Here is a 25,620-nt window from a genome sequence, read left to right on the forward strand (position 1 = left end):
GCGCGTCAGTGCGTGGCCGACATCGCGATCGGGAAGAAATGCAGTTCGGTGAACAGCCCGCCGCTGGGACAGCTGCTGCTGGCCAGGGTCGACAGGTGGCTCTGGCGGAACGCCAGGTCGCCGTAGCTGCGCAGGGTCGTCGGCACGGCCGGATCGGGCAGGGTGTAGGTCTGCGGGACGTCCAGGGTGCCGCCGGCGGGGGCGCCGGTCAGGAAGTCCGACAACGCCGCCTGGGCGCCGCTGGCGCGCGGGGCGATGTGGGTGAAGTCGGTGTCGGTTTCCGGGCCGTGGCAGGCGCCGCAGGTGTTGAGCGAGAACTTGTGGCGGGCGTTGTTGTTGGCGATCAGGTTGTGCTGCCAATACGGTTCGGTGACCGTATCGCCGCCCAGGAATCGCGTCCCCGCGTAGATCTGCGGCACCCGGTAAGTGCCGGCCAGAATCGCCGGCGCGTTGGCATTGACGTACTGGGGCAGGCGCGGGCTGGCCGAGGCGGTGGTGTTGAACGACCGGTCCGGGGTCTGCTTGGTGGTCGCGGGCCGCAGCCACGGGCCGGCGGTGATCAGCTGGTCCTCGCGCTGGCGCCAGTCCCAGAACGGATGCCACGGTTCTTCGTTGGTGCGCACCTGGTTGATCGCGCTGCGGTTGGGCTTGCCCGGCGAGGCGTTGGCCAGGGCGAACTGATCGGTCAGCGCCTGCAGTGCGGCGTTGTAGCCCGACGAGCCCAGCACCAGCGTGCTCAGGCCGGCCCATTGCTGGGCATAACTGCGCACCGCCGGGCATCCGAGTTTCGGCACGCCGTATTCGAGGATCACGGTCAGCGGAACTTCCTGGCAACCGCCGCCGGTCATCGGCCGGATCACCCCGAACACGAACCGGCCTTCGCCTGCGCTGCCGCCGCCGTAGGCCGAATTAGTGCGCAGGTCGACCCGGTTGACGATCGCCAGCAAGCGCATCGGCGACTTGGCCAGGTTGAGCTTGCCGCCGGACAGCCGCGGCCATTCGCTCAGGATTTGCGAGAACGCGGGCGAGCCGTCGACGGTGTAGCCGTTGACGGTCGAGGCGCCGGCATGCGCCAGCAGCCACTGGGCGACGAAGTCCGACGGGTCGACCCCGGTGACCGGCTGGTTGGCCATGTCGGTCATGAGCTTGTTGAAAGTCCACGCGCCGTTGGGATTGCCGGTATTGGTGCAGGCGTCATAGGTGCGGGTCGGGTCTTCGACCACCAGCGGATGGACCACCATCAGCGAGCGCGGCGCGCTGATCGCGATCGGCGGGCCGAGCAGGACGTCGCGCGGAATCCGGATCGCGACCTGGCGCGCGATGTCGCTGCGTAGCTGAGCCGGATCGAGAAACGCCCACGGCGCATCGCCGATGTGTTCGCGACCGTCGAAGCGCGGCACCCACGGCTTGCTCGGGGCGAGTTGCTGGCGGCGGGTCTGTTCGGCGAGGAAGGCGTCGAAATCGAAGGCGATGACCGCGGTGTAGCGCTGCGGATTCTGGCTGTCGCGGACCAGGGTGGCCTGACGGCCGCCGACCTGCAGCGGCAGGCTGGCCGGTAGCGCCTGGTTGGCGGCGTAGGTCACCGCCAGCAGCGCGTTGTTGCCTTGGCTGTCCTGCGTGCGCGCGGTGATGTACAGGTCGGCGACGGTCGGCGGGATCAGATCGAAGCCGCCGTCGTCCGCAGCGGCGACGACGCGACCGCTCGCGCTGTCGGCGGGAACGGGGTAAAGCAAATAGGCCGACGCCGCGCATACCGCGGCGACGAACCCGAAGGTGATCGAACGAAGACCGGACATGGCAAGGCTCCTGCGAAGGCGGGTCGGACTCGGGCGGCGTCGGCGCGGTGGCGCATGCGGCGCGGCCGCGGATGTGCGCGCGCGACGGGGCGGCCGCGGCCGCCCCGCGCATGGCTCAGTGGCTTGCGGTCAGCAGCGACCGGGTGGCCTCGTGGAACAGGCTGCCGGACAGGCAGGTGCTGCTCTGCAGGGTGGCCAGGTCGCTCTGGCGGCGTTGCAGATCGCCGTAGGTGCGCGGCGTCCCGCTGACCGGATCGGGCATGGTGAAGGTGGTCGGCGCGGCCAGGCTGCCGTTGCCGATCAGGAACCGCGACAGCACCGACTGCGCGCCCGGCGAGCGCGGCGCGACATGCAGGAAGCTGGTGGTCTGGGTCTCGGCGCCATGGCAGGCGTCGCAGGTGTTGACCGAGAATTTGTTGCGGCCGTTGTTGTCGACGATGCCCGGCGCCTTCCACACCTGCTGCGGGCTGGGATTGATCACCGACCCGCTCTGGAACGGCGTGCCCAGGTAGCTCAACGGCACGATGTAGGTGTTGTTGAGGATCTGGGTGTTGAAGGTGTTGATGTAGTTGGCCAGCAGCCCGGTGTTGTTGCGGGTGTGATGCGGGGTCTGCGCGGCCGGCACGATCCGCAGTTGCGGGCTGCCCTGCAGGATCTTGAACTCGCGCAGTTCCCACGGGTTCTGCAGGAACTCGTTGCTGCGGATCTGGTTGATCGCGCTGCCGTTGGGCTTGCGCGGCGAAGCGTTGGCGGCGATGACCGGATCGGTGATCGCCTGCAGCGCGGCGTTGTAGGTGGCCGAGCCGAGGCTCAGCGTGCCCAGGTTGCCCCACTGATTGGCGAGGTTGCGCACCGCCGGGCAGCCGTTGACGTTCGGCGCGTATTCGAGGATCACCGTGAACGGCGCGGCCACGCAGGTCGTGCCGCTGCGCCGCAGCACGCCGAACACGAAGCGGGTTTCGCCGGCGTTGCCGCCGCCGTAGGCGCTGTTGCCGCGCATGTCGATGCGGTTGACGATCGCCAGCAGGCGGAACGGCGAACGGTTGAGGTCGAGCTTGCCGGTGGAGGCGATGCGCGGCCAGGTGTTGAGAACCTGGGTGATGACCTGCGAGCGCAGGTTCACCGGGAAGGTGTTGATGCTGGTCGAGGTGCCCCAGGTACGCATCCAGTTTTCGACGAAATCCGCCGGCAGCACCCCGGTCATCGGCTGATTGGCCATGTTGGTCATCATCCGGTTGAAGGTCCACGCGCCGTTAGGATTGCCGGCGCCGGTGCAGGCGTCGAAGGTGCGGGTCGGGTCTTCGACCACGCCGGGGTGGGTGACCATCAGCGAGCGCTCCGGGCGCACCAGCGCCGCCGGCCACGGCAGCACCGGCCCGGGCACCAGGATCGGGGTGCCGGCGAGGATCTGCTGGCGCAGGGTGGTCGGGTTGAGGAACTGCACGGTGGCCTGGCCTATCAGTTCGCGGCCGGAGAATTCCGGCACGAGCTCCTGCGACTGGGCCAGGATCTGGCGGTTTTCCTGCTCGCGGACGAAGCCGTCGAAGTCGAACGGAATGAGCGCGGTGTAGCGCTGGGGATTGGACGGATCCTGCTGCAACTGCACGGTCGTGTCGCCGGCGTTGAACGGGATCTGGGTCGGCAGGTCCTGGCCCTTGCTGTAGGTCAACGCCAGCAGCGCGTTGCCGCCGGTCTGCTGTCCGAGCGAGGTGATGTGGATGGCGTCGACCGCGGGCGGCGCCTGTTCGAAGTCGGTGGCGGCGGCGGTGACCCGGCCGGCGGCGGTGGCATCGGTCGCGGGAGACAGCAGGGTGGCAGTGCCGACGCACACAACGGCGCCGATGCCGAGGGAAAGCGAACGCAGGGTGGACATGGGTCGGGCTCCTGAGATGAGCAGACCGCGGTGGCGTAGCGCCAGGCGCGTAGCTAACCGTTGACGCTAGGGCGTGCGCTGGGGCGGTTCCAGCGTCGTAGCGGGATCAAACCGGGACGGTTTCTCAGGGGGCGCGGCGAATGGGAGTGGTGTTGGGATCGAGGTCGCAGATGGGGTGTGGTGGGGGTCCGTTTGGGTTGGCGCGGGTGGTAGTGGCGGGATTTTGCAGGTGCCCAGTCAGGGTGCAGCGGGCCGTCGCGAATTCGAATGAAATCCATCGAACGCCCGGCATGGTCGCTCTCAAGCAGGCGCGTCGGTCAGTAAAGCGCCCGACGTATGGTGAGACCGACGCCATGACGCGGCACGCATCTTTCCGGCGTTGCTCAGGCGTCGAACCGGGCGGATTTTTCAACCTTGAAAGCGACTGGCGTGCTTGCTTGCTGCGCAGTCCGTGGATTGGGTCTGAACTTGTACGAAAGCGTTTCCGCAGTGGCGAAGGGTGTTGCAGCCAGTCGTCATCCCCGACGCGTTTTTTCGGATCACCGTGACGAATCGGACAGCGTCGACCGCCCCACAATCGACTTGTGAGTTGCGCAGCGTTAGCAGTTCCGAATCCCGACTGCGAGACAATGGCCTCGCGCATCACCATCGTGATGTGATCGGTGCGAACCCACGGAGCCGCCATGCAAAAGATCCTGCTGCTGATCGTTCTCGCCGCTGCCGCGGTGTTCGCCTACCTGCAATGGTTCGCCAAGCCCGAGTACAGCATTCCCACGATCGAGCAGAACCCGATTCCCAAGCGCGAGTTCTATCTGTTGTGGCGCGAGACCGCGTTGACCCTGTGCGACGGCAACGAGCCCGGGCCGACCACGCTGACGCCGCCGAAGTGCCGCGAGTACGTGACCAACAAACACGAGCGCTGCGTGGCCCAGGTCGGCGCGCAGACGCCGCAGACGATCTCCAGCAAGGCCGAGTCGAAGCGCCTGGCGCGGCCGTATCTGGATTGCGTGATCCCGGGCCATTTCTGCAACGGGGTGGAAGTGCGTACGACCGATGAGGCGTTGCGCAACTGTCCGCCGTAAGCGCGGACCGCGCCGGTTATCCACACCGCTGATGGAATAACCGCGAACGGCTCAGACCGCCCGCCACTGCCCCGGCTGCAACGCGTCCAGCCGATGCGGCCCGATCGCGACCCGCACCAGCCGCAGGGTTGGTAATCCGACCGCCGCGGTCATGCGCCGCACCTGACGGTTGCGGCCTTCGTGGATGGTGATCGCGAGCCAAGAGTCGGGCACGGTCTTGCGAAAGCGCACCGGCGGATCGCGCGGCCACAGCGATGGTGGGTCGAGGCGTTCGATCCGCGCCGGCAGGGTGCGGCCGTCGTTGAGCTCGACCCCGTCGCGCAGGGCGCGCAAGGCGTCCTCGCCGGGGTCGCCTTCGACCTGCACCCAATAGGTTTTCGGCTGTTTGTGGCGCGGGTCGGTGAGGCGATGGGCCAGGCCGCCGTCGTCGGTCAACAGCAGCAGCCCTTCGCTGTCGTGATCCAGCCGCCCGGCCGCGTACACGCCGGGCGGCAGGCCGAAGCCGGCCAGGGTCGGCCGCGGCGGTTGGCTGCGGTCGGTGAACTGGCACAGCACGCCATAGGGTTTGTTGAACGCGATCAGCATTCGAGGATGATCGCGCAGGCCCGCGCGCGGCGCCAAACCGGTGATGGCGCCGGCCGCGCGGTGGCGACGATCAAGCGCGCTTGCGCGGCCGCACTGCGCGCCAGAGCAAGCCGCCGATCGCGCAGAACGCGAGCGGCGACACGATCCACACCGCGACCACGCAGGCCTTCCAGTAAGCGATCGCGCTGGCGCCGATACTGACCGAGGACAGGCCGTACTCGGCCATGAAATAGCCGGCGATCAATGACATCGCCAGTTCGCCGGCCGCCCACGCCGCCAGCGCGCCCGCCGCGAGCGCGGCGATGGCGGGAGCGAACGGCCGTCGCATCGATCAGCGCGGCTTGCGGAAGCGCAGGGTCATGCGGTCGCTTTCGCCGATCGCCTGGTACTTGGCGTCGTCGGCCGCCTCGTGCTGGTTCACCGGCGGCAGGGTCCACACGCCCTTCGGGTAGTCCTTGGTGTCGCGCGGGTTGGCGTTGATCTCGCTCTTGGCTTCGAGCTTGAAGCCGGCCGCTTCGGCCAGCGCGATCACCTGGGCCTGGCCGACATACCCGGTTTTATCGTCGGCCGGCACGTCGGCCTTGGCGCGATGCTCGACCACGCCGAGCGTGCCGCCGGGCTTGAGCACGTCATAGAAGCCCTTGAACATCACCTCGGCCTGGCCGGCCGAACGCCAGTTGTGGACGTTGCGGAAGGTCAGCACCAGATCGGCCGAGTCGGCCGGCCCGAACGCGGGCTTGAAGGTGTCGTAGGCGGCGATCGCGACCTTGTCGTACTGCGCCGGCGAGGCGGCGAACTTCTGTTCCAGCGACGCCTTGGCCTTGGCCTGGTACTTGCGCGCGCCGTCGGAGGACTGGGTGTCCGGGTCGACCACGGCGGCGACGTACTTGCCGCGCTCGCGCAGGAACGGAGCGAGGATTTCCGAATACCAGCCACCGCCGGGGGTGATTTCGACGATGGTCTGGTCGGGCTTGGCGCCGAAGAAGGTCAGGGTCTCGAGCGGATGGCGGTAGCCGTCGCGGGCGACGTTCTTCGGATCGCGCCAGCTGCCGGCGACGGCGGCGCGCAGGCTCGGCGAACCGACGTCGCCGGCCGGCTTGGCCGCGGGCTTGGTGGTCGGCTTGGGTTCGGCGGGCTTGGCGGCGGGTTTGGTCGCTTCGGCCGGCTTGGTCGCGGCGACCGGGGCGGCGGCCTCGACGGGCCTGGGTGCCGGTGCTGTCGCTTCAATCGGTGTGGGCGCCGGAGCCGGTGCTGCTGCTCTGGGGGGCGGTTGCGGCCCTGGCGCCGGTGGGGCGGCTTCACTGATTTCGACCGTATGCACGGGTGGGGCCGCTTCGGGCGACTTCTGCTCGGTCGCGGCCGCCGCTGCGGTGGCGCTGGCCCGGGCGGCTTCCGCGGCTGCGGCCGCTTCGTTCGCGGCGGCCTGGGCTGCGGCCGCGGCGGCTTCAGCGGCGTCGCTCGGCGCGGCGTCGGCCGCCGTCGCGCTGGTCGGGGCCGCTTCGCCGGTGGCGGGCGCGGGCTCGGACTTGTTGTCTTGGGCATGCGCGATCGCGGTCAGGCCGGGCAGCAGCGCGGCGAGCAGGAGCAATCGGGCGGGGCGGTTACGTTCCATGCAACAGACTCCGGTGAGCTTCGGTGAGGGCGCCAGCCTACCGCATGCGTTCAGGATCGGGGATGCGGGGCGACCCGAGCGTGGCCCGTGCTCAAGTCGCGATCGCAGCCGCCACCGGATCGCGGCAGGCCCGCCTCAGCGTCGCTTGCGCTTTGGCTTGGCCGGCGTCTCGGCCCCGCCCTCACCGTCGGCCAGATCGGGCGGACCGTCGGCCTCGCCCGTCGCGCCCGGTTTGCCGCAGGAACGGTCCTCGATGTCGGCGCCGCGGCCCGAGGCCACGTCGGCCTCCATCTGCGCGACATAGGCGCGCGCCTGTTCGTGCAGCCAGGTCCGGAACGATTCCAGCCCGGCGTGATCGACCGAGCGTTCCGGGTAGACCAGGTAATGACCCCAGTCGATCTGCAGCCGGCCCTGGCTCAGCGGCACCAGCTGGCCGCTCTGGATCAGCAGCCGGGTCCGCGCCAGCCGGCCCAGCGCGACCCCGAGACCTTCGACCGCCGCGCGGTGCATGGTCTCGGAATCGTCGAAATGGGCGATGTAGCGGTTCGGCCGCTTGCCGCCGTAGCGGTCGAACCAGTCCTGCCAATACGTCGACAGGTCGCCGAGCAGCGGCCAGCGGTGCAGGTCCTCCTGCGCCGGCAGACCGCCCATGCGCTCGATCAGCGCCGGGCTGGCGACCGGGACCAGGGTTTCGTTGAACAGATGCTCGATCACCAGCCCCGGCCAGCGCCCGTAGCCGCCGCGCATGGCCGCGTCGATGCCCGGCTCGCGATCGAAATCGACCAGCGCGGTCGAGGAAAACAGATTGAGTTCGAGCTGCGGGTAGCGGGCGACGAAGCCGCCCAGCCGCGGCACCAGCCAGGCCGAAGCCATCGAGGCCATCAGGCTCAGGGTCAGCACGTCGTCGCGGCGCGGGCTGTACGGACGCAGGGCGTGGTCGAGCGCGTCCAGGTGCGGCGCGACCACCGACAGCAGCCGCTCGCCGTCGGCGGTCAGGCGCACCCCGCGCGGACCGCGCTCGAACAGGCGCCGGCCCAGGCGTTCTTCCAGGGTGCGGATCTGGTGACTGAGCGCGCTGACGGTCAGGTGCATCGACTCGGCGGCGCGGGTCAGGTTGCCGGTGCGCGCGGCGGTGGCGAAGCCCAACAGGGCGTGCAGCGGAGGTCGGTTCATCGCGTGGGGTCCGTCGGACGGGGCGTTCGGCCCGGGCCTGAGGGCGGATGCCGTACCGCGCGGCCGCCTTCAACCTGATTCAAGTCTGGCTTGCAAACACGTCGCTTTTTTGCCGAATCGGGCGAGCGTACCTTGCGAATCACTCAATAAGCCAGTGCAAGTCCACACCGACCGCGCTGGCGCTAACCCGAGCATTGGTAAGGAGACGAGGCCATGAATATCTACAAGAACCTGATGTTCCTGCACGGCCATTTCGTCGATCCGCGCGATGCGGACGACGACAGCGACGACGGCGCGCAGATCGGGCGTCGTGCAGCGTCGACGGTCGCGGCCGACGCCGGGTCCAAGACGGCGGTCAGCGGCGCGAAGGCCGGGACCACGGCCGCAACGGCCTCGCATCGCGTTCAAGCCACGCGGACCGGCGCGACGACCGGCTGGCGCGCGTGGTTGCAACTGTGGCCGGCGCAGAGCGCCCGGGTCGAAAGCCTCACCGACTGCGGCGCGCACGGCTGCACGTGAGCCGCGCCATCGCGTCGTCGCGGTGGTGAGGCTGGCCGAGCTTCCCGTCTGTATGCGTTGGTCTGTGCGAAGGAACGCACACAGATCAGGCAACAGGGGATGCCGTCATGACCGACCCACGCGATCCCGACGCGGCGAGCGACTCGCGCAGGCGCGTCGCCGCGATCGAACGCACCGCCCTGCGCCTGCTGGCGGGGCTGTTCGCGGGTATCGCCTTGAGCGCGGCGCTGGCGGTGTCCCACTACGTGGTCGGCGCGGTGCTCGGCGCGGTGCTCGCGGCGTTGCTGGCCGGCGCCACCCTGGGCTTCTTGTTCGGCATCCCGCGCGCCCTGACGGTGGCACTGCCGGGTGCCGACGGCCATGCCGGTGGCAACAATGGCGGCGGCTTCACCCACAACACCAACCTGGAGCAGATCAGCGACTGGCTGACCAAGATCGTGGTCGGCATCGGGCTGGTCGAAGCGCAGAGCATCGGCATCGCGTTCCAGGGCCTGTCGCGCCAGGTCGCGCTGGAATGGGGCCTGGGCGCCAACGGCGCGGCCAGCGCCGGCTTCGTCCTGCTGGCTTCGCTGTTGTTCGGCTTCATCGGGTTCTACATCTGGACCCGCACCGCGTTCGTCTATTACCTGGAACACAACGAGACCGCGGTCGCGGGCGAGCGACGCGACCGCGAAGCCGCCGAGCGGCGCGCGCATCAGGCCGAGGCCGATGCGGCGCGGGCCAAGGAACAGGCCGAGCAGGCCGAACGCGACACCCTGGCTGAACGCCAACGCAAGGCCGAGGCCGAACGCCAGGCGCTGCTGGCGCGCGAACAAGCCGAGCAGGCTGCGCGCCAGACCGAAGAGGCCGAGAAACAAACCCAGCAGGCGCAACGTGAGACCGACCTATACAGCCGCATGGCCGGTTATCTCGACAGCGGCACGGTCGAGCCGCTGCGCGTGCTGAAGCGGCGCGATACGAAGGACTGGGTGAAGGCGCTGGCGGAAGGTTCGCCCGAACATCATGTCGAGCACTCCGTGGACAGCCTGGAGAGCGAATGGAATTCCGATCCGAATCTGGGTCGGTTCGGCGGCGCGCCGATCGCGCGCCAGCGCGAGCTCAGCGCTCAGGTGCAGCCGCTGGACGACGCCGGCAGCACCTGCGCGGTCACGATCCGCGTGCGCTCGCTCGACCCGGCCCGGCCGCTGACCGGCACGGTCACCATCCACCTGCATCCGACCTTCCACCAGATGGTGCGCGAGGTGCCGGTCGTGGATGGACAGGCTGAATTGCGCATCGTCGCCGCCGGCGTGTTTACCATCGGCGCCGAAGCCGACGGCGGCGAGACCCGGCTGGAGTTGAACCTGGCCACATTGCCGGATCTGCCGGCCGCGTTCGCGGCGCGCTGAGCGCGACGTTCAGGGCAGGCGCCGCTGCGACGGATACGGCGCCACATCGTTGTGCTGACCGCTGGCCAGCCCGTCCTGCACCTGCTTCCACCACTCGACCTTGAAGATGTCGCCGTGCGCGTGCATCAACGCGCCCAGCAACGGCGGCGACAGGCCGAGAAAACGCGGGAACTGCTCGGGAAACACATCATTGCCGTGGGCATAGAACCACGGACCCGATTCCATTTCCTCTTCGTGATTGCGCGGTGCCGGCACCGGCCGGAAGCGGCAGTCGCTGACCAGGCACAGCTCATCGTAGTCGTAGAAGATCGCGCGCCCGTGCCGCGACACACCGAAATTCTTCAGCAGCAGATCGCCCGGAAAGATATTGCTCAAGGCCAGATCGCGGATCGCCTGACCGTAGTCGATCACCGCCGCGCGCGCGGCCTCGGGCGTCTGTTCGCGCACGTACAGATTGAGCGGCCGCAGGCGGCGTTCGACATAACACAGATGCAAAACCAGATCGTCGCCGTCCAGGCTGATGCTCCGGGCGCAGGTGCTCAGCAATTCGTCCAGCAGGTCAGGCGCGAAGCGCGACCGCGGAAAGCGAAGGAAGCGGAACGGCTGCGCATCGACCAGCCGGCCGACACGATCGTGATGGAACACCAGCGAATACTTCGCCTCGACTTCCTCGCGCGCGACTTCCTTCGGATAAGCGAAGTGGTCGCGGATCAGCTTGAACACCAGCGGATAGCTGGGCAGGGTGAACACCGCCATGACCATGCCGCGTTCGCCCTCGGCGCGGATCAGCCGCTCGCCCGACTGCGTCGCGAACTGGCGGAAGAAGGTGCGGTAGCGCTCGGTCTTGCCCTGCTTGGCGCGGCCGAGCACGGTGTACAACTCATCGATCGGCTTGCCCGGCAGCAAGGTGCGCAGGAACACCACCGCATCGCCGACCGTGCCCAGGTCGGCATGGAAATAACTGCGCGAATAACTGAACAACTGCACCACTTCGCTGCGCACGGTCAGCACCGCGTCGACCTTGAGCGCGCCGTCCTCGTTGACCAGCGCGATCACGCACGGCGAGAACGAACGCTCGCCGAACACACGCCCGATCAAGTACGCGCGGCGCTCGCGATAGAACACCGTGTCGAGCAACTCGACCGCGCGCACCGGGTGCGGACCCCAATGCTGCAGGTCCTCCTGCAAACGCACCGCGATCCCCGCCGCGCAGCGGGTGCGATGCGCGTACGGCACCGCGAACGGGTAGTCGTCGAGCACGCGCATGAAGGTTTCGACCAAGCGGTCTTCCGACACCGCATAACTGTGGCGCGCGACCGGATGGGTGATCGAATCGGTCGGTTCGATGTCGAGGGCAACGAATTCCATCGACGGGTCGACGCCGCGGGTCTTGAAGAACCGCCGGGTCAGCGTGTTGAAAAAAGTCTTGTACAACTCGCCGTCGAGCAACGGCGCGACGATCCGCGCATACGCGGCATGCACCGCCGACCACAGCACGCGGTCGCCCGCGCGTTCGCCCAGCCGCGCCTGCAATGCATCACTGGCCTCGGCGATGCAACGGTCGTACAACTCGATGCGTTCGACCGCGTCGGCGCGATCGCCCTGCCAGTCGCTGCGTTCGAACCGGCCCTGGGCGCGGCGGGTGATCGCGGCGAAGCGCGCGTGGTAATCGGCGAAGGCGTCGCGGATCTGGCCGGCGACGGCTTCGGCTTCGCCGGGTGCGGCGTGCGTTGGGGCGGATGCGATGGCCATGGCCGCAGTGTACGGCGACCGTCGCGGGCCTGTGGCATGCTCGCGGCTGCATCGATTCGTTTACGGATGAAACCATCATGAGCCACCCGACCGGGACGTCGACGCCGCGCGTGGCGCACGCACGTTGGATGCAGGCGCTGTGGCCGCGGGCGTTGTGCGTGCTCGCGCTGCTGTGCGGCGCGGGCGCGGCGCTGCAACTGCCGATGGCGAACGCAGCCGAGGTTGAAGGCCGCGACGCGACCACCACGACCTTGTACAAAGGCCGCGTCGGCGAACGTGCGGTGACGTTGTACCTGAAGAGCGAACCGGTGCCCTGCGGCGGCGACCGTCGCCTGATCAGCGCGATCTACCGCTACGACGGCGTATCGAAATGGCTGCTGCTGCAGGCGACCGACGATCGCAAGGGCCACCTGGCCCTGGTCGAATCGGGCCTGGGCACCGGCGTCACCGGCGCGATGATGCTGGTCGACAAGCGCGGCACACTCAAGGGCAAATGGATCAGCCCCGATGGTGAGCGGCTGCTGCCGGTGCAGTTGAGCAAGACGGTTGTCGGCAAGGCCGAGCGCGAGAAGCTCGATGATCAGCTTGAGCGGACGGTGTACGAGAACAACGATTGTTGAAGCGACGATTGCTGAGCGAAGCGCTGTCCGATCCATGGCCGCAGTAACACTGCACCCGTAGCCCGTTCTTCGCCACGCCCCGCGCCCCGTGCTTTCCCCCTTTGGAAAAGGAGGCAGGGGGATTCGCTTTTGCTCCTGCCCCGCCAGCAAAAGCGAATCCCCCGCGCGACAGTCTTTCGCGCGCATCGCGTTGCGCAAGCCGCCGCCCNTTGGCGCCGCGCTTTCCATTTCCGTAGCCGCCCCCGAACACGTGTCGGCATGGCAAGTAACACACACGCGTTCGGTCCAGGTAGCTATGTCACCGCGCACTTCATGCTTTTCCCCCCTTTGAAAAAGGGGGGCAGGGGGGATTCGCTTTTGCTTCTACTGCGCGAGCAAAAGCGAATCCCCCGCGCGACAGTCTTTCGCGCGCATCGCGTTGCGCAAGCCGCCGCCCNATAGCGCGGCACGCTCTGTTCTTGCAGCCGTCGCCTCACACGCGCCGCCACCGCCAGTTCCAGCCCAACCGTCACCGCCACAACAGCCAACAACCACGGCCACCGCGGCAGCACCAGTTCAAACGTCGGTTCCCACCGCGCCCAGGTGTTGCCGTAGAACGGCGCGTACGCGGCCAAGTTGACGTGCAGCGCGAGCAGCGTGGCCGTTGCCATCGCGAGCGCGCCGATCCAGGCGTCGCGACGGCGCGGGCCATGCCGGCGTCGCCGCCGAGCCAGCCACAGCGACCACGGCAGCACCGAGACCACGAACAGCGCGAGCGCCACCAGCGCCAGTTCGCCGAGAAGCCGCGCCGGGCTCATCTCGCTAAACGAGGCCAGGTCGAATTGGCCGACCACGTAATGCCAATGCACCCACGCCGGCAACGCCACCGCGACCCACAGCAACCAAAGACCGCGCGCCCAACTCGGCATAGTTCAGGTCGATGCGCCGAGCAACGCGCGCAAGGCATCGTAGGTGTAGAAACGGGTGGCGCTGAGTTGCCGCTCGTGCGGGCTGAAGGCTTCGTCGAAGCTCAGGATCGGCCCATACACCAGCCCGTCCACGCCGCCGAATCGCGACAGGCGCTTGAGCACCAGCAGGTTATAGCCGTGGCCGCGGTAGCAGCGACTGCCGCCGTCGGACGCCACCGGGCCTTCGCGATCCTCACCGGCGTGACGCGGCGGCCGGCCGGCGATCACGTCGGAGAAATCCTGCGCCGCTTCGATGAAGCCACGTCGCAGCGCGGGGTCCACCTGGCCGAGATTGATGCCGGCGAACGGGCCGTCTAGGGGCAGGTCGGTGTCGGTCATGGCGTGTCGTCCCTAAAACGTCGTGTGCAACATCGTATGCAAGGTCGCGGCGTATCGCCGATGGCGGCCAGCCCGACCTGTCGCGCTGTCGCGCGCGGCCCGTGCCCGGCCGGAAATCGGCGAGCGCAACTGTCAAAAATTCGATGCAATCCTCAGAAATATCGGAGTACCATCCGATCCCGACGGTGCAAGGAGGCAACTGGCGCCGGTTGGAACGGCCATCGGGGAAGTCCAATCGTCAGCCGCGTCTTGTGCGCTCGGAATCGGGATCGTCCTGTCCCGCGCCATTCCTGACAAGAGCCACCCACATGGTACAGAAGATCATCATCGGCATTCTCGCAGCGGCCCTGATCGCGGTCTGCTCGATCTGGGGCTACAGCGTGTGGCAGGCCAAGCAGGCCGCCGCGCCCGTCGTGGCCCCTCTCGCCACCACCGCCGCGGTGCCGGTCAAGCCGGTCGAAGCCATCACCCCGCCGGCCGAAGTGGTGCCGGTCGCCGCCGAAGTGCCGGCCGAAAAAGCCGACGGCACCCACTTCACCTACGAATACGTGTCGCCGCGCAATCCCGATCTGTTGCCGATGTACAACATGGCGCGCGAGATCGACGTGCTCAAGCAATTGCCCGAGGTCAACCAGCTCGACGGCTGGCTGACCCTGCCGCGACCGATCCATTACATCGCCGCCGAATGCGGCACGGTCAACGCGTTCTACGCCAAGGACAAGGGCGACATCGTGCTGTGCTACGAGATGCTCGAGTTCCTGGTCCGCCAGGGCGCGGCCATGACCCAGGCCAGCGGCGGCAGCACCCGCGATCAGCTCAATTACCTGATGGCCAACCTGCGTTTCCTGATGCTGCACGAAACCGGCCACGCGCTGGTCGACATGCTCGACCTGCCGTCGACCGGCCGCGAGGAAGACGCGGTCGATCAGCTCGCCACGACCTTGATGCTGTCGTTCGTCAGCGCCGACGAATCGGCCGGCGACATCGCGCAGAAACTGCAGCTGGCGGCGACCTTCTTCATCGCCACCGACGACGGCCAGCACGACATGGCGACCTATGCCGACGAACACTCGGTCGGCGCGCAGCGTTACTTCAACCTGCAGTGCATGGTCTACGGCCACAACCCGGGCAAGTACCTGCGCATCGTCACCAGCGGCCGCTTGCCCGAAGCGCGCGCGCTGCGCTGCGAAGAGGAAAGCAAGCAGATCACCCGCAACTGGATGCGCCTGATCGAGCCCAACATCGCGCCCAAGCACCGCATGACCGCCGAGGAAGAGCGCGCCAAGATCGAAGAGATCCAGCGCAAGCAGGTCGACAACACCCAGGCGCCGTATATGCGCTGAGGGCGCTGGCGGTGACCGTTGCATGCGAAAGGCCCGGCATCCGCCGGGCCTTTTTGTTTAGCCTCTGTAGGAGCGCCCGATTGACGCGACAAAAACAAAAGGGCGCCGAAGCGCCCTCTTGCACGATCATCAAAACGCGCCCGGTTACAGGTGCTTGATGATCTCGTCGGCGAACTCCGAGCACTTGACCTCGGTCGCGCCGTCCATCAGACGGGCGAAATCGTAGGTCACGCGCTTGCTGCCGATGGCCTTGTCCATCGCGGAGATGATCGCATCGGCCGCTTCGGTCCAGCCCAGGTAACGCAGCATCATCTCGCCCGACAGGATCACCGAGCCCGGGTTGACCTTGTCCAGGTCGGCGTACTTCGGCGCGGTGCCGTGGGTCGCCTCGAACACGGCGTGGCCGGTCACGTAGTTGATGTTCGCGCCCGGCGCGATGCCGATGCCGCCGACTTGCGCGGCGAGCGCGTCGGACAGGTAGTCGCCGTTGAGGTTCAAGGTCGCCGAGACGTCGTATTCCTTCGGACGCAGCAGGATCTGCTGCAGGAAGGCGTCGGCGATCGCGTCCTTGATGACCAGGCCCGCGCCCGGCTTGCCTTCCGGAATCACGTGCCACGGGCCGCCGTCGAGTTCGACCGCGCCGAAGTAGTCGCGCGCCACCTGATAGCCCCAATCACGGAAGCCACCTTCGGTGTACTTCATGATGTTGCCCTTGTGGACCAGGGTCACCGACTTGCGCTTGTTCTCGATCGCGTAGGAAATCGCGCTGTGGACCAGGCGCTCGGTGCCCAGGCGGCTGACCGGCTTGATGCCCAGGCCGACTTCGACCGGCAGCTCGCGCGCCGGAGCGCCGATGGCCTGCAGTTCACTCAGCCACGCGGCGTTCTTTTCGGCGGTGCCGAAGCGGATCTTGTCGAACGCCTGCGGGAATTCCTTCTGCAGGAAGTCCAGCACCTTCTGCGAGTCGGCGCTGCCGCCGGCCCATTCGATACCGGCGTAGATGTCCTCGGTGTTCTCGCGGAAGATCACCATGTCGACGTCGCCGGGCTTCTTGACCGGCGAGGGCACGCCCTCGAACCAGCGCACCGGGCGCAGGCAGACGTACAGGTCGAGCATCTGGCGCAGCGCGACGTTGAGCGAGCGGATGCCGCCGCCGACCGGCGTGGTCAGCGGGCCCTTGATGCTCACCAGGTAATCGCGGCAGGCCTGCACGGTGCCGTCGGGCAGCCAGGTGCCGTAGGTGTTGTTGGCTTTCTCGCCGGCATAGACCTCGAGCCACTCGATCTTCTTCTTGCCGCCGTAGGCCTTGGCGACCGCGGCGTCGAGCACGCGCACCGAAGCGCGCCAGATGTCCGGGCCGGTGCCGTCGCCTTCGATGAACGGGATGATCGGGCGATCCGGCACATTCAGGCCGGTCGGGCTCTTGGTGATCTTGGCGCCGCCTGCGGGCGGCGTCGCTACGAACTCGGTCATTACGATCTCCAGTGGGGCCACCGTGCGCGGGCGCACGGGGCGGAGCAGGGTCCTTGCGGGACGCGATGGCGCTGCGACCCGGCCCGCCATTGTCGCGGTTCGGGCGGGGCGAGGCAAAGTGCGCGGTGGGTCGCTGTGTTTCAGGCCGTTGTACCCGAAGGCGCCGCGACGAGCATGCGGCCCGATCCGCAGCCGACCGCCGTCGGCGATACTGCGAACAGGCTGCTTGCGGCGATGCCACCTCCGGCTGCCCGAGCGCGGGGAGGGGCATGTGCTGCGTCGATACGGAATCTGGCTGTTCACCCAACCACGTCCTTTGCGCGATTCGCGCATCTGGGAGGCGGACGACGACGGGCGTCCCTTGTTGACGAAATTTCAGCGCGTCATCGGCATCCGTCGCACCGATCCGGGGAGTTCGCATTGGTTGGACTTTCGCGGCGGCTTTACCGAGTTCGGGCCGATTCCCGCCCGACGTTCGCTCAACGAACTGGCGCGCGAAGCGTTCGCTCCCGATTACCACGCAGTGCAACGCGCCACAGTCGTGACGGGACATCGGGCGTTGCTGGCTCGCGCGAAGGGCTGCGCGATCGTGTGGGCGCCCCGGTTGCGGCTGGTTTCGGCAAGCGATCTGGGCGCGCATCTGGTGGGTACGGTATTGGCCCGTGTCGACGAAGAGCCCGAAGCGATTTGAACGGCCGACGTTTCGCATACCGTTGCCGAAACAATACCGCCGCTTGCGGCCCTCACGAGGCCGACCTCACGCATACGCTGAAGCAATCGCGCTTGCGATTTGCCTGGATAAAGGAACCCCTATGGAAACGCCGCAAAGCATGAAAGTCGAGCTCGCGCGCTGGAACGGCGGCAAGGGCATCGATCTGGAAGGCTGGCTCGCCGGGTCCGGCAACTATGCATTGGCCGTGGGCTATCTGACCTTGTTCTGGCCGCAGCTGGTCGAATTTGAAGGCTATGTGCTGCGCGAAGGTTTCTCAGTGGATTCGTTGCGCGGTTTCGAACGCGCGGCCGGCGCGAACCGGCGCGGCGTGGAAGCGGTGATGAACCATCTGCATCTGGCCGACCTGCATGGACCCGATGCCGAAGGGTTCAGCGTGGATAAGGCCCTGGTACTGGGCCATGCGATGAAAGCGATCTATGAAGCCAAACTCGCGCGGGAGTTCCCGCATCGGCCTTGCGCAGTGGAGTTCCTGATTCCCGAATCGGCCGATGCGCTGGAGGACTACCAGCTGACGTTCTGGCAGCTCGACAAAGTCGACGCCGCGTCGTGAACTCGCGCTCGTTGAAGGGTGCTTTGAAAGTCGCCGTAAGTCGCCTTAAGTTGCTGTAACAGGACGCTTCGCCATGAATCCATCGATCGACCCGACGCAACCGCGCTATTCGGCCAAACTGCTGTTCCAGTTCCGGGTCATGATCGGCGCCGATCCCGGCATCATGCGGACCTGCGAAGAGCGAATCGTGGTGTTCCACGCCGCAGATGCGCGCAAGGCGCTGGCCGAGGCGAAGCGGCGCGGGCGCAAGGCGCAACACGACTATTCCAACAGCGACGGCAATCGGGTGTTCTTCGAGTTCGTCGGAGTGATGGATCTGCTGGAACTGGGGCCGGAATGCGACGACGACGAAGTCTGGTACGACATCGTCGTGCGCAAGCAGCCGATGGAGCGCGCCGCGCAGCTGCTGCCGGAGGAAAGCAGGCTGTCCGCGTTGCGGCCATGACGATGGATCGTTGCCATGACCCACGGCTACGATGAGCAGACGGTGGATTGATGTCTTGATCAACTGTTGAGGGCCAACGATCGACAGGTTCAGTGATGTGGTCAGCTGCGAGGCGATGATCTGTAGCGTCACGCCGATCCACAGATAAGTCGAAAAGGGAGTCGATGTGCCGGGGCGAGCTACGAAAGTTGAGCTGAACACGCAGAATTGGTCGGCACCAAGCCGCCGGTCGCTGGCGGCCGAATTCGCCGGCACGCATTACCAGGACATGTCTCTGCGCTGCCGTCGATGCGACAGCGAATTCGTATTCACCGCGTCTCAGCAACGAGAGGCATTTGAGGTGCGCAAGGCCTACATCTGGCAACAGCGGACCTTGTGCGCGCAGTGTTGGCGACAGCGGCTTGCGCTGACAGACGAACTGCGGCGGCTGCAAAGCCAATGGCGAGCACAGCGCGCGACGCTGAAACGCGACTTCTCCGCGTTGCGGCGATGGCGCGAACTGTTGCGGCAACTTCCGTTCTACGGGTGCCGGCAGGATGTGGCGCAGATCGCGATGCTGGAACGTCTGCTAAGCGCCGAGCATCGGCGAGATACCGGATCGGGCTAATCGCCATGAGGTATTCGTTACTGCAACCCGATCTGGAGGCCTAGCCGGCTTCGGATGGCTCCGGGCTCAATGTCCGCCACAGTTGCGGCGACAACGGCGCCATCCCATACGCCGCGCGCGCCTTGTCGCACTGCGGACTCGCGGTGCCGTCTTCCCAGGCCGGCTTGAGTTCGCGGCACGGCGAGGGACGTTGCGCATAGATGCCGCAGTGCGCGTCGGCGCCGACTTCGCCACGCAATGCAGTGCAGCGGATCGCGCCGGCATAGGTGCCGCGCATCGCGACGCGGTGCGGGTCGAGCGCTTGGGTGAGTTCGCCGGGCACCATGCCGTGCGGGTGCGCGTCGGTCTCGCTCCAGTGGAAGGCGACACGGAATCGGGCGCAGCAGGCGCCGCAGCTCAGGCAGGGGTGGGCGGTGGACATGGCGGCTGAAACGGATCGGGGCGGGTGGTCGGGAATGCCGAGACCGATGGCTCGGGTCAGTACTGGTTCCACCAGTATTTGACCGCTCCCGCCACGCTCACCAGCGCCGCGAGCAAACCCAGGCGAAGAAGCATCACGCGATGCGCCGGGAAACTGCCAGGTCGCATCAAGGCTTGCAAGGCGCAACCGGCCAAGTAGCCGGGCAAGGACGCCATCGCACCGCCGGTCCAGATGCGGTCGAACGCGTCCGGCATGCTCAGCTCGGTGTAGCCCAGGACGCCGCCGGCCAGTTGCGCCGCGGTGACGACCCATACCAGCGGCCGGATCGGCTGCAGGTCGGACCCGTGGTACTCGAAGCCGAACTTGGATTCGTGCATGCCGCCCCCCCGGGAATGCCCGCCGCGTTGGGCGCACCCTAACCGAGCGAACCGCCACCTGCCAGTAGGCCAGCAGGCGCGGTGGAGATTGCATGGTCGGCCTCAGGCCCCGTGGCACTTCTTGTATTTCTTGCCGCTGCCGCACGGGCACGGATCGTTGCGATCGGGGGTGTCTTCGCGGCGCAGCGGTTCGCGCGGGGTCAGCGCTTCGATGCGATGGTGGTGCAGGTCGGCCAGCATGCCCGGCAGGCCGGCGACGATTTCCAGGCGCTCGCGGTAGCTGATCGGGGTGCCCGGCGCTTCCGGGTCTTCGCCCATGACTTCGCCGCTGGCGAGGCGGTCGAACAGGGTGAAGATCTCATCGATCCAGTCGTTGTCGTCGAGCCACGCGTCCCAGGCGGCTTCGTTCAATTCGACCGCGCGGAAGAAGCCGAACGACCAGTCGCGGCCGACGTCGAGTTCGTCGGGCTGTTCGGTCTCGGGTTCCTCGGGCAGCCACAGCAGCGGGGCCAGGTGGTCGGGCAGGTCGTCGTCGCCGTAGCGGACCCGCGCGCTGACCATGTTCCAGTGGCCTTGCAGCAGCGCGTGGACCTCGGCGGCCTCGGCCTCGTCGTTCCAGCGCGGTTCCTTGCCGCCCCAGACCACCGGGTGCCATTGCTCGGTGGCGGGCTGTTCGGGGCTCACCACCAGCGCGGACAGGAAGCCGTCCAGCGCCTCCAGATTGAAACCCTTGTGCGGCACGGCGCGCTGGTCGAGCAGGTCGGCCAGGCGTTCGATCTGGGCGTCGTCGAGGTAGGCGGGCGCTTTCATGGTGGGACTCGTGCGGCGAAGGGGGACGCGCATGGTAGTCGCAGCGGCGTGTCTGCGCCGAAAATACCGCATGACCGCCCGCCTGCCCCTGCCCTCCGCCTGCCCCTGCGATCCCGCGCGCCGCTACGCCGCCTGCTGCGGGCGGCTGCATGCCGGCACGCTCGCGGCCGAGTCCGCCGAACAGCTGATGCGCTCGCGCTACAGCGCATACGCGGTCGGCGATCTGGAGTATCTGCGCGCGAGCTGGCATGCGGACACCTGTCCGGCTGAGCTGGACCTGGATCCGTCGGTGCGCTGGCTGGGCTTGCAGGTCAAGCGCCACCTGCGCGAGGGCGAGGACGCGGCGGTGGTCGAATTCGTCGCGCGCTATCGGATCGGCGGCGGCTCGGCGGTGCGGCTGCACGAGGTCAGCCGGTTCGTTCGGGTCGATGGGCGGTGGGTGTATGTGGATGGGGAGTTTCCGCGGGCTTAGGGCGCGGATGGCGATGGCGGGTGGCTGGCGGGATTTTCCGCTTCCGCTTCTGCTGGTGCTTAGGATCTTCCCGATTCCCGATTCCCGATTCCCGATTCCCGATTCCCGATTCCCGATTCCCGATTCCCNTCGAATCGAATCGAATCGAATCGAATCGAATCGCCATGCCGAATCCAGGCGCGGATCTCCCGACTCCCGACCAGTCGCGTCAATCGTCGCCCCCTTTGACAAAGGGGGCGAGCGCCCGGCGCGGGTGAGTTTCGGATCGTCGCCATGGCGCGGGGGATTTGCTTTTGCTTTCGCTTTTCGGAGTTCGCAAAGCAAAAGCAAATCCCCCCTAACCCCCCTTTTTCAAAGGGGGGAATGCTTGCGCAGAGCGGTGTGCGGACCGTCGCCATAGACGGTTGCCTTCGAGGCGCGGCAGCCAACGAGTTCGCCGGAACAAGTCGACCGCGCCCGGATAAATCGCAACCGAAAAAAAAAGGGCGCGGCAATAAGCCGCGCCCTGCTTGCCCGCCCACGCAGGCGGAGAGAGTCGCTTACTTCTTGACGTCGAATTCCTTGCTCTGGACGACGTTGCCGTCCTGAGTGATTTCGACCTTGTACTTGCCTTCCGGGAAACCCTTCGGGCTCTTGAGTTCGAACGCGGTCACGCCGCCGTTGGTGGCCTGCACGTCAACCGCGGGCTCTTCGTGAACGGTCTGGCCGTCCTGGAAGGTCCACTTGGCGCCGAGCTTGGTCGCGACGGTCGCGGCCGGGTCGGAGGTGCTGGTGCTGACCGAGGCGTAGATCGTGTCCTTCGGCTTGAACGACGCGGCCGCGGCGGTGACCTTCTTGTCGGCGCCGATCGCGCTGCCCAGGTCGACGCTGGCGACGGTAGCGGTCGCAGCCACCGGAGCCGGAGCGGGCTCAGCCGGAGCGGGCGCCGGAGTTTCGGCGGCCGGCGGCGGGGTCGGCGCGGCTTCTTCTTTCTTCTTGCAGCCGGCCAGCGCCAGGGTGGCGACCAGAGCGGCGGCAACGGCGTAATGCGTACGAGTGCGGATCAACATGGTGGATCTCCTGAGAACGATGGCAATGATGGTGAAACGCAGTCGACGAATCAGTCGTTGAGGGTCGGAATCTTGAGGACCTGGCCAGGCTGGATCTTGTCGGGATCGTCGAGCTGGTCGCGGTTGGCTTCGAAAATCGCGTTCCACTTGCTCGACTTGCCGTAGACCTGCTTGGCGATATGCGAAAGCGTGTCGCCCTTCTCGACCGTATAGGTCTGCTCGCCACCGCCGGTGATCTCATCGGTCGAGCTCACGCCGCCTTGCACGTCGCTGAAGTCGGCCTTCTCTTTGATTTCGTCGGTGCTAGACACACCGCCTTGCACATCGGAAAAATCGGCTTTCTTATCCGGGGTAGTCATGGGTTGAGGGCTCCTGCCGAAGTGGCGAAGCGGAACATGACATGACGCTTGTTAAAAAGACATAGCGTCGGCGTGAACACCCATAACGAAACTGAATGAGCGGATTACACCTGGGTTTTTGCCGGTAACGCGGTGGCACACGCCCTGTGTAGGCGGTGTGCGCACCGGTCTATTGGCGCTCGTCGCGGCCGGCGCGTGGCGGGCTCAGACCGGGGCTGCCGCGCCACGGATTGATGTCCAGTCCGCCGCGGCGGGTGTAGCGCGCTTCCACCGACAGCCACTGCGGCGCGGTGCGCTGGCTCAGGTCGGTGTGGATGCGTTCGACGCACTGCTCGTGGAATTCGGCGTGGTCGCGGAACGAGATGAGATAGCGCAGCAGCGCGGCGCGGTCGAGCTTCGGCCCGCGGTAGGCGATGGTGACGCGGGCCCAGTCGGGCTGGCCGGTGACCGGGCAGTTGGACTTGAGCAGGGCGCTGCTGAGGCGCTCTTCGACGATGCTGTCGGACTCGATCGCCAGGTGTTCGGCCTTGGGCGGGCCGTAGTCGTCGATCGCGACCTCGAGCTCGTCGATCGATTCGCTGGCCTCGTCGTGGCCGATCGCCGGCAGCCCGGAGGCGACCTCGACCGCCGCGCCGGCCGCGGCCGACAGGTCGCGCGCGATCGTCGCCAGCACCGCGGCTTCGTCGTCGAAGGCGGTCGCGTTGAAGGAGTTGAGGTAGAGCTTGAGCGACTTGGACTCGATCAGGTGCGGCGAGGTCGCCGGCACCGACACGGTCGCGGTGCCCACGCGCGGCTTGCCGCGGCGGTCGAGCCAGCTCAGTTCGTAGGCGTGCCAGCGGTCGTGGCCGACGAACGGCAGGGCGTCGTCGCGCAGGCCGAGGTGCTCGCGGCCGAGCGCGCGCGCGATCGGGAACAGCAGCGAGGCGTCGTACTCGCGCGGGTAGTCGACGTGGCGGCCGAGGGGGAGGTCGTGGGTGGTCATGCGGCGATTTTAGCCGCTCCGGGTCGGGGCGGCCGGGGTGGGATCGGGCGGGTGGGAGGGGCGGGGGCGGTGATCGCGGCGGGTGTTGCAGGCGATGTCCACCCGATGCAGNTGCAGGCGATGTCCACCCGATGCAGTCGCCACAAGGACGCCGATCGCATCGTTTAACTGTCCAACCGACGATCTCCAAGCCGCTGCAGAACGGTTCCCCCCTTTGAAAAAGGGGGGGTGGGGGGGATTTGCTTTTGCAGTCAGATCGCAGCGATCTGCCGGCAAAAGCAAATCCCCCGCGCTCCGGTTCAAGTACAGCAACCGGGACGTTCGCCGGGCGCTCGCCCCCTTTTTTAAAGGGGGCAAAGGTTCGCGTGCGTCGCCGATCCGACGATCCGCCCACATGCACGACGGCGCACGGCCGGCAAAATTCCGCCGCTTACCCGCTTACCCGCTTACCCGCTTACCCGCGCCTCAACCAGCCTTGGCCCCATTCAAATAATCCAGCGTCACCTGCAGCATCGCGCGCAACCCAACATCCAGCGAACTCTCGTCGAGCTTGAACTTCGGCGAATGGTTGCTCGGCGCGGTCGACGGATCCACGCCGGCTTCGGTCGAACCGACGAAGAAGAACATCGCCGGCACTTCCTTGGCGTAGTACGAGAAATCCTCCGCGCCCATCACCAGCGGCATTTCGATCACGTTCTTGTCGCCGGCCACGGCCTTGAGGCTGGGCAGCATGCGCGCGGTCAGCGCCGGGTCGTTGTAGGTGACCGGGTTGCCGTCCTGATCGGGCACCTGCGCTTCGGCGTGGGCGCCGTGGGCGGCGCTGACGTGGTCGGCGACGTTCTTGAGATCCTTGAAGATCGCCTGGCGCATGCCTTCGTCGAAGGTGCGGATGGTGCCGGTCATTTCCACGTCGTCGGGAATGATGTTGTAGCGGATGCCGCCCTTGATCGAGCCGAAGGTCACCACCGCCGGCAGCTTGGCGATGTTGGTGCGGCGGCTGATGATGGTCTGCGCGGTGCCGACCACGTCGGCGGCGGCGACGATCGGGTCGATCCCGCCCCACGGCGTGGAGCCGTGGGTCTGGCGGCCCTTGATCTTGATGCTGAAGCGGTCGGACGCGGCCATCAGCGGCCCGCCGCGCACGCCGAGCTGGCCGGCGGGCAGGGTCGAGAACACGTGCAGGCCGAACATGGCCTCGGGCTTGAAGTCCTTGAACAACCCGTCCTTGAGCATCAGCGAGGCGCCGCCTTCCTCGTTCGCGGGCGCGCCTTCCTCGGCCGGCTGGAACACCAGCATGACCTGGCCCGGCAGGTCCTTCTTCATCGCCACCAGCGCATCGGCGATGCCGAGCAGGATGCCGGTATGGGCGTCGTGGCCGCAGGCGTGCATGACCCCGACAGTCTCGCCGCGGAAGCTCGCGGTGGCCTTGGAGGCGAACGGCAGATCGACCTGCTCGGTCACCGGCAGCGCGTCCATGTCGGCGCGCAGCGCGATCTTCGGGCCGGGCTTGCCGCCTTCGATGATCGCCACCACGCCGTGGCGGGCGATCCCGGTCAGCGGCTTGAGGCCGAGCTTGCGCAGGTGTTCGGCGACCTTGGCCGAGGTGCGTTCCTCGCGGTTGGACAGTTCCGGGTGCTGATGGAAGTCGCGGCGCCAGGCGATCACGTCGGCCTTGACCTTGGCCGCGGCGGCGGCGACCTCGGGCCGTTCGCTCGATTGCGCGGCGGCGCCCAGCGGCAGGGCGGCGAGGACGCCGAGACTCAGGGCGCAACGCAACGCGACGGACAGCGGACGCTTCATCGACGGAACTCCGGGCGGGAAAGGTTCGATGCTAGCCGATGGGCGGCGGCCGGGCTGCGCTACGTTGGTCGGTTGGTTGGGGCGGAGATTCGGGATTTGGGATTCGGGATTGGGAGTCGGACGTCGGACGTCGGGAGGCGGGAGGCGGGAAAAGCGGTGCGGCGCTCTGCGCTCACCTCGAAGCTCATGCCGTTGCGACGTCTGGACGATTTTCGTCAGACGATCTCCGCGCAACCCACCTACCGTCATTCCCGCGAAGGCGGGCTCTGCTTCACTTCGGCGAAGCCGAACATCCAGAGACTTAAGCGTCATCCTTCCAGAACGTCATTCCCGCGAACGCGGGAATCCAGCGACTTCAAGCGTTCTCGCACGAAAGGCACTGGATGTTCGGCTTCGCCGAAGTGAAGCAGAGCCCGCCTTCGCGGGAATGACGGTCGGTAGGTTGCGCGGGCGTTTGAGGTAAGGGCGAGAATCACGCAGACCTAGACCTAGACCTAGACCTAGACCTAGACC

24 protein-coding genes and 2 pseudogenes are annotated in these 25,620 nt (G+C 67.1%); 10 read left to right on the top strand and 16 right to left on the bottom strand.

Going from position 1 to position 25,620, the window contains the following annotated elements:
• Window positions 1–5: 5 nt before the first annotated feature.
• Both ASD86_RS09115 and ASD86_RS09120 read right to left on the bottom strand, forming a co-directional pair.
• Window positions 6–1,796, bottom strand: a complete 1,791-nt coding sequence (locus tag ASD86_RS09115) for a hypothetical protein (RefSeq protein WP_056109642.1) — start codon at window positions 1,794–1,796, stop codon at window positions 6–8.
• Window positions 1,797–1,911: 115 nt separating this feature from the next.
• A complete protein-coding gene (locus tag ASD86_RS09120; RefSeq protein WP_056109644.1) occupies window positions 1,912–3,669 on the bottom strand; it encodes a hypothetical protein in 1,758 nt (585 codons plus the stop codon).
• A gap of 683 nt (window positions 3,670–4,352) precedes the next feature.
• On the opposite strand from ASD86_RS09120, the gene ASD86_RS09125 reads away from it, so the two are divergent.
• Window positions 4,353–4,751: a hypothetical protein gene (locus ASD86_RS09125; RefSeq protein ID WP_056109646.1), complete on the top strand. Its 399-nt coding sequence runs from the start codon at window positions 4,353–4,355 to the stop codon at window positions 4,749–4,751.
• A gap of 51 nt (window positions 4,752–4,802) precedes the next feature.
• Here the strand turns inward: ASD86_RS09125 and ASD86_RS09130 are convergent, their stop codons facing one another.
• The 4 genes and pseudogenes from ASD86_RS09130 to ASD86_RS09145 all read right to left on the bottom strand — a co-directional run.
• Window positions 4,803–5,336, bottom strand: coding sequence for a pseudouridine synthase (locus ASD86_RS09130; RefSeq protein ID WP_056110653.1), 534 nt, complete (start codon window positions 5,334–5,336; stop codon window positions 4,803–4,805).
• A gap of 70 nt (window positions 5,337–5,406) precedes the next feature.
• Window positions 5,407–5,664: a hypothetical protein gene (locus ASD86_RS09135; protein WP_056109648.1), complete on the bottom strand. Its 258-nt coding sequence runs from the start codon at window positions 5,662–5,664 to the stop codon at window positions 5,407–5,409.
• A gap of 3 nt (window positions 5,665–5,667) precedes the next feature.
• A pseudogene (locus ASD86_RS27220) lies at window positions 5,668–6,414 on the bottom strand (methyltransferase); the annotation flags it as partial.
• Window positions 6,415–7,242: 828 nt separating this feature from the next.
• Window positions 7,243–8,121 (bottom strand): annotated as a pseudogene (locus ASD86_RS09145) (LysR substrate-binding domain-containing protein); the annotation flags it as partial.
• A 213-nt stretch (window positions 8,122–8,334) separates the two neighbouring features.
• On the opposite strand from ASD86_RS09145, the gene ASD86_RS09150 reads away from it, so the two are divergent.
• Both ASD86_RS09150 and ASD86_RS09155 read left to right on the top strand, forming a co-directional pair.
• Entirely contained in the window at window positions 8,335–8,640 is a 306-nt protein-coding gene (locus tag ASD86_RS09150; RefSeq protein WP_056109650.1) for a hypothetical protein, read from the top strand.
• Between the two features lie 107 nt (window positions 8,641–8,747).
• Window positions 8,748–10,028: a pYEATS domain-containing protein gene (locus tag ASD86_RS09155; protein WP_056109653.1), complete on the top strand. Its 1,281-nt coding sequence runs from the start codon at window positions 8,748–8,750 to the stop codon at window positions 10,026–10,028.
• Between the two features lie 9 nt (window positions 10,029–10,037).
• On the opposite strand, the gene aceK is transcribed toward ASD86_RS09155, so the two are convergent.
• Entirely contained in the window at window positions 10,038–11,780 is a 1,743-nt protein-coding gene (gene aceK / locus ASD86_RS09160) for a bifunctional isocitrate dehydrogenase kinase/phosphatase (protein WP_056109655.1), read from the bottom strand.
• Between the two features lie 77 nt (window positions 11,781–11,857).
• Between aceK and ASD86_RS09165 the strand changes: the two genes are divergently transcribed.
• On the top strand, window positions 11,858–12,400 hold the full coding sequence (locus ASD86_RS09165) for a hypothetical protein (protein WP_056109657.1): 543 nt from the start codon (window positions 11,858–11,860) through the stop codon (window positions 12,398–12,400).
• 911 nt (window positions 12,401–13,311) lie between these two features.
• Here ASD86_RS09165 and ASD86_RS09175 read toward each other — a convergent pair.
• Window positions 13,312–13,686, bottom strand: a complete 375-nt coding sequence (locus ASD86_RS09175; RefSeq protein WP_056109661.1) for a hypothetical protein — start codon at window positions 13,684–13,686, stop codon at window positions 13,312–13,314.
• A 308-nt stretch (window positions 13,687–13,994) separates the two neighbouring features.
• On the opposite strand from ASD86_RS09175, the gene ASD86_RS09180 reads away from it, so the two are divergent.
• The gene (locus tag ASD86_RS09180) at window positions 13,995–15,029 is read left to right on the top strand and encodes a DUF4344 domain-containing metallopeptidase (RefSeq protein WP_056109664.1); all 1,035 of its coding nucleotides are present in this window, start codon (window positions 13,995–13,997) and stop codon (window positions 15,027–15,029) included.
• A 144-nt stretch (window positions 15,030–15,173) separates the two neighbouring features.
• Here the strand turns inward: ASD86_RS09180 and icd are convergent, their stop codons facing one another.
• Window positions 15,174–16,502: an isocitrate dehydrogenase (NADP(+)) gene (gene icd, locus ASD86_RS09185; protein WP_056109666.1), complete on the bottom strand. Its 1,329-nt coding sequence runs from the start codon at window positions 16,500–16,502 to the stop codon at window positions 15,174–15,176.
• A 271-nt stretch (window positions 16,503–16,773) separates the two neighbouring features.
• Between icd and ASD86_RS09190 the strand changes: the two genes are divergently transcribed.
• From ASD86_RS09190 to ASD86_RS09205, 4 genes are all read left to right on the top strand, one after another.
• On the top strand, window positions 16,774–17,193 hold the full coding sequence (locus ASD86_RS09190) for a hypothetical protein (protein WP_157476367.1): 420 nt from the start codon (window positions 16,774–16,776) through the stop codon (window positions 17,191–17,193).
• Window positions 17,194–17,314: 121 nt separating this feature from the next.
• The gene (locus ASD86_RS09195; protein WP_056109670.1) at window positions 17,315–17,785 is read left to right on the top strand and encodes a hypothetical protein; all 471 of its coding nucleotides are present in this window, start codon (window positions 17,315–17,317) and stop codon (window positions 17,783–17,785) included.
• 73 nt (window positions 17,786–17,858) lie between these two features.
• Window positions 17,859–18,230, top strand: coding sequence for a DUF4288 domain-containing protein (locus ASD86_RS09200; RefSeq protein WP_056109672.1), 372 nt, complete (start codon window positions 17,859–17,861; stop codon window positions 18,228–18,230).
• Window positions 18,231–18,498: 268 nt separating this feature from the next.
• Window positions 18,499–18,837, top strand: coding sequence for a zinc-ribbon domain containing protein (locus ASD86_RS09205; protein ID WP_082578207.1), 339 nt, complete (start codon window positions 18,499–18,501; stop codon window positions 18,835–18,837).
• Window positions 18,838–18,877: 40 nt separating this feature from the next.
• Here ASD86_RS09205 and ASD86_RS09210 read toward each other — a convergent pair whose 3' ends face one another.
• From ASD86_RS09210 to ASD86_RS09220, 3 genes are all read right to left on the bottom strand, one after another.
• Window positions 18,878–19,258, bottom strand: coding sequence for a YkgJ family cysteine cluster protein (locus tag ASD86_RS09210; protein ID WP_056109676.1), 381 nt, complete (start codon window positions 19,256–19,258; stop codon window positions 18,878–18,880).
• 56 nt (window positions 19,259–19,314) lie between these two features.
• A complete protein-coding gene (locus tag ASD86_RS09215; protein ID WP_056109678.1) occupies window positions 19,315–19,635 on the bottom strand; it encodes a hypothetical protein in 321 nt (106 codons plus the stop codon).
• A 102-nt stretch (window positions 19,636–19,737) separates the two neighbouring features.
• Window positions 19,738–20,445 (bottom strand): UPF0149 family protein, encoded by a 708-nt coding sequence (locus ASD86_RS09220; protein WP_056109680.1) that lies wholly within the window; start codon window positions 20,443–20,445, stop codon window positions 19,738–19,740.
• A 70-nt stretch (window positions 20,446–20,515) separates the two neighbouring features.
• Between ASD86_RS09220 and ASD86_RS09225 the strand changes: the two genes are divergently transcribed.
• Window positions 20,516–20,917 (top strand): YchJ family metal-binding protein, encoded by a 402-nt coding sequence (locus ASD86_RS09225; protein ID WP_056109681.1) that lies wholly within the window; start codon window positions 20,516–20,518, stop codon window positions 20,915–20,917.
• Window positions 20,918–21,456: 539 nt separating this feature from the next.
• Here the strand turns inward: ASD86_RS09225 and ASD86_RS09230 are convergent.
• The 4 genes from ASD86_RS09230 to ASD86_RS09245 form a co-directional block, all read right to left on the bottom strand.
• On the bottom strand, window positions 21,457–21,966 hold the full coding sequence (locus ASD86_RS09230) for a hypothetical protein (RefSeq protein ID WP_056109683.1): 510 nt from the start codon (window positions 21,964–21,966) through the stop codon (window positions 21,457–21,459).
• Between the two features lie 50 nt (window positions 21,967–22,016).
• Window positions 22,017–22,325, bottom strand: a complete 309-nt coding sequence (locus ASD86_RS09235; protein WP_056109685.1) for a LysM peptidoglycan-binding domain-containing protein — start codon at window positions 22,323–22,325, stop codon at window positions 22,017–22,019.
• A 169-nt stretch (window positions 22,326–22,494) separates the two neighbouring features.
• Window positions 22,495–23,307, bottom strand: coding sequence for an NADPH-dependent 7-cyano-7-deazaguanine reductase QueF (gene queF, locus ASD86_RS09240; RefSeq protein WP_056109688.1), 813 nt, complete (start codon window positions 23,305–23,307; stop codon window positions 22,495–22,497).
• Window positions 23,308–23,772: 465 nt separating this feature from the next.
• Window positions 23,773–25,107 carry a M20 family metallopeptidase gene (locus ASD86_RS09245; RefSeq protein WP_056109690.1) on the bottom strand — a complete coding sequence of 445 codons (1,335 nt, stop codon included), beginning with the start codon at window positions 25,105–25,107 and terminating at the stop codon, window positions 23,773–23,775.
• Window positions 25,108–25,620: the final 513 nt, after the last annotated feature.

This window comes from Lysobacter sp. Root690 (assembly GCF_001427785.1).
Classification (GTDB): Bacteria; Pseudomonadota; Gammaproteobacteria; order Xanthomonadales; family Xanthomonadaceae; genus Lysobacter.

Coding starts and splice junctions, on each gene's coding strand:
- ASD86_RS09115 (WP_056109642.1), bottom strand. CDS start 1,796: ATGTCCGGTCTTCGTTCGATCACCTTCGGGTTCGTCGCCGCGGTATGC.
- ASD86_RS09120 (WP_056109644.1), bottom strand. CDS start 3,669: ATGTCCACCCTGCGTTCGCTTTCCCTCGGCATCGGCGCCGTTGTGTGC.
- ASD86_RS09125 (WP_056109646.1), top strand. CDS start 4,353: ATGCAAAAGATCCTGCTGCTGATCGTTCTCGCCGCTGCCGCGGTGTTC.
- ASD86_RS09130 (WP_056110653.1), bottom strand. CDS start 5,336: ATGCTGATCGCGTTCAACAAACCCTATGGCGTGCTGTGCCAGTTCACC.
- ASD86_RS09135 (WP_056109648.1), bottom strand. CDS start 5,664: ATGCGACGGCCGTTCGCTCCCGCCATCGCCGCGCTCGCGGCGGGCGCG.
- ASD86_RS09150 (WP_056109650.1), top strand. CDS start 8,335: ATGAATATCTACAAGAACCTGATGTTCCTGCACGGCCATTTCGTCGAT.
- ASD86_RS09155 (WP_056109653.1), top strand. CDS start 8,748: ATGACCGACCCACGCGATCCCGACGCGGCGAGCGACTCGCGCAGGCGC.
- aceK (WP_056109655.1), bottom strand. CDS start 11,780: ATGGCCATCGCATCCGCCCCAACGCACGCCGCACCCGGCGAAGCCGAA.
- ASD86_RS09165 (WP_056109657.1), top strand. CDS start 11,858: ATGAGCCACCCGACCGGGACGTCGACGCCGCGCGTGGCGCACGCACGT.
- ASD86_RS09175 (WP_056109661.1), bottom strand. CDS start 13,686: ATGACCGACACCGACCTGCCCCTAGACGGCCCGTTCGCCGGCATCAAT.
- ASD86_RS09180 (WP_056109664.1), top strand. CDS start 13,995: ATGGTACAGAAGATCATCATCGGCATTCTCGCAGCGGCCCTGATCGCG.
- icd (WP_056109666.1), bottom strand. CDS start 16,502: ATGACCGAGTTCGTAGCGACGCCGCCCGCAGGCGGCGCCAAGATCACC.
- ASD86_RS09195 (WP_056109670.1), top strand. CDS start 17,315: ATGGAAACGCCGCAAAGCATGAAAGTCGAGCTCGCGCGCTGGAACGGC.
- ASD86_RS09200 (WP_056109672.1), top strand. CDS start 17,859: ATGAATCCATCGATCGACCCGACGCAACCGCGCTATTCGGCCAAACTG.
- ASD86_RS09205 (WP_082578207.1), top strand. CDS start 18,499: ATGTCTCTGCGCTGCCGTCGATGCGACAGCGAATTCGTATTCACCGCG.
- ASD86_RS09210 (WP_056109676.1), bottom strand. CDS start 19,258: ATGTCCACCGCCCACCCCTGCCTGAGCTGCGGCGCCTGCTGCGCCCGA.
- ASD86_RS09215 (WP_056109678.1), bottom strand. CDS start 19,635: ATGCACGAATCCAAGTTCGGCTTCGAGTACCACGGGTCCGACCTGCAG.
- ASD86_RS09220 (WP_056109680.1), bottom strand. CDS start 20,445: ATGAAAGCGCCCGCCTACCTCGACGACGCCCAGATCGAACGCCTGGCC.
- ASD86_RS09225 (WP_056109681.1), top strand. CDS start 20,516: ATGACCGCCCGCCTGCCCCTGCCCTCCGCCTGCCCCTGCGATCCCGCG.
- ASD86_RS09230 (WP_056109683.1), bottom strand. CDS start 21,966: ATGTTGATCCGCACTCGTACGCATTACGCCGTTGCCGCCGCTCTGGTC.
- ASD86_RS09235 (WP_056109685.1), bottom strand. CDS start 22,325: ATGACTACCCCGGATAAGAAAGCCGATTTTTCCGATGTGCAAGGCGGT.
- queF (WP_056109688.1), bottom strand. CDS start 23,307: ATGACCACCCACGACCTCCCCCTCGGCCGCCACGTCGACTACCCGCGC.
- ASD86_RS09245 (WP_056109690.1), bottom strand. CDS start 25,107: ATGAAGCGTCCGCTGTCCGTCGCGTTGCGTTGCGCCCTGAGTCTCGGC.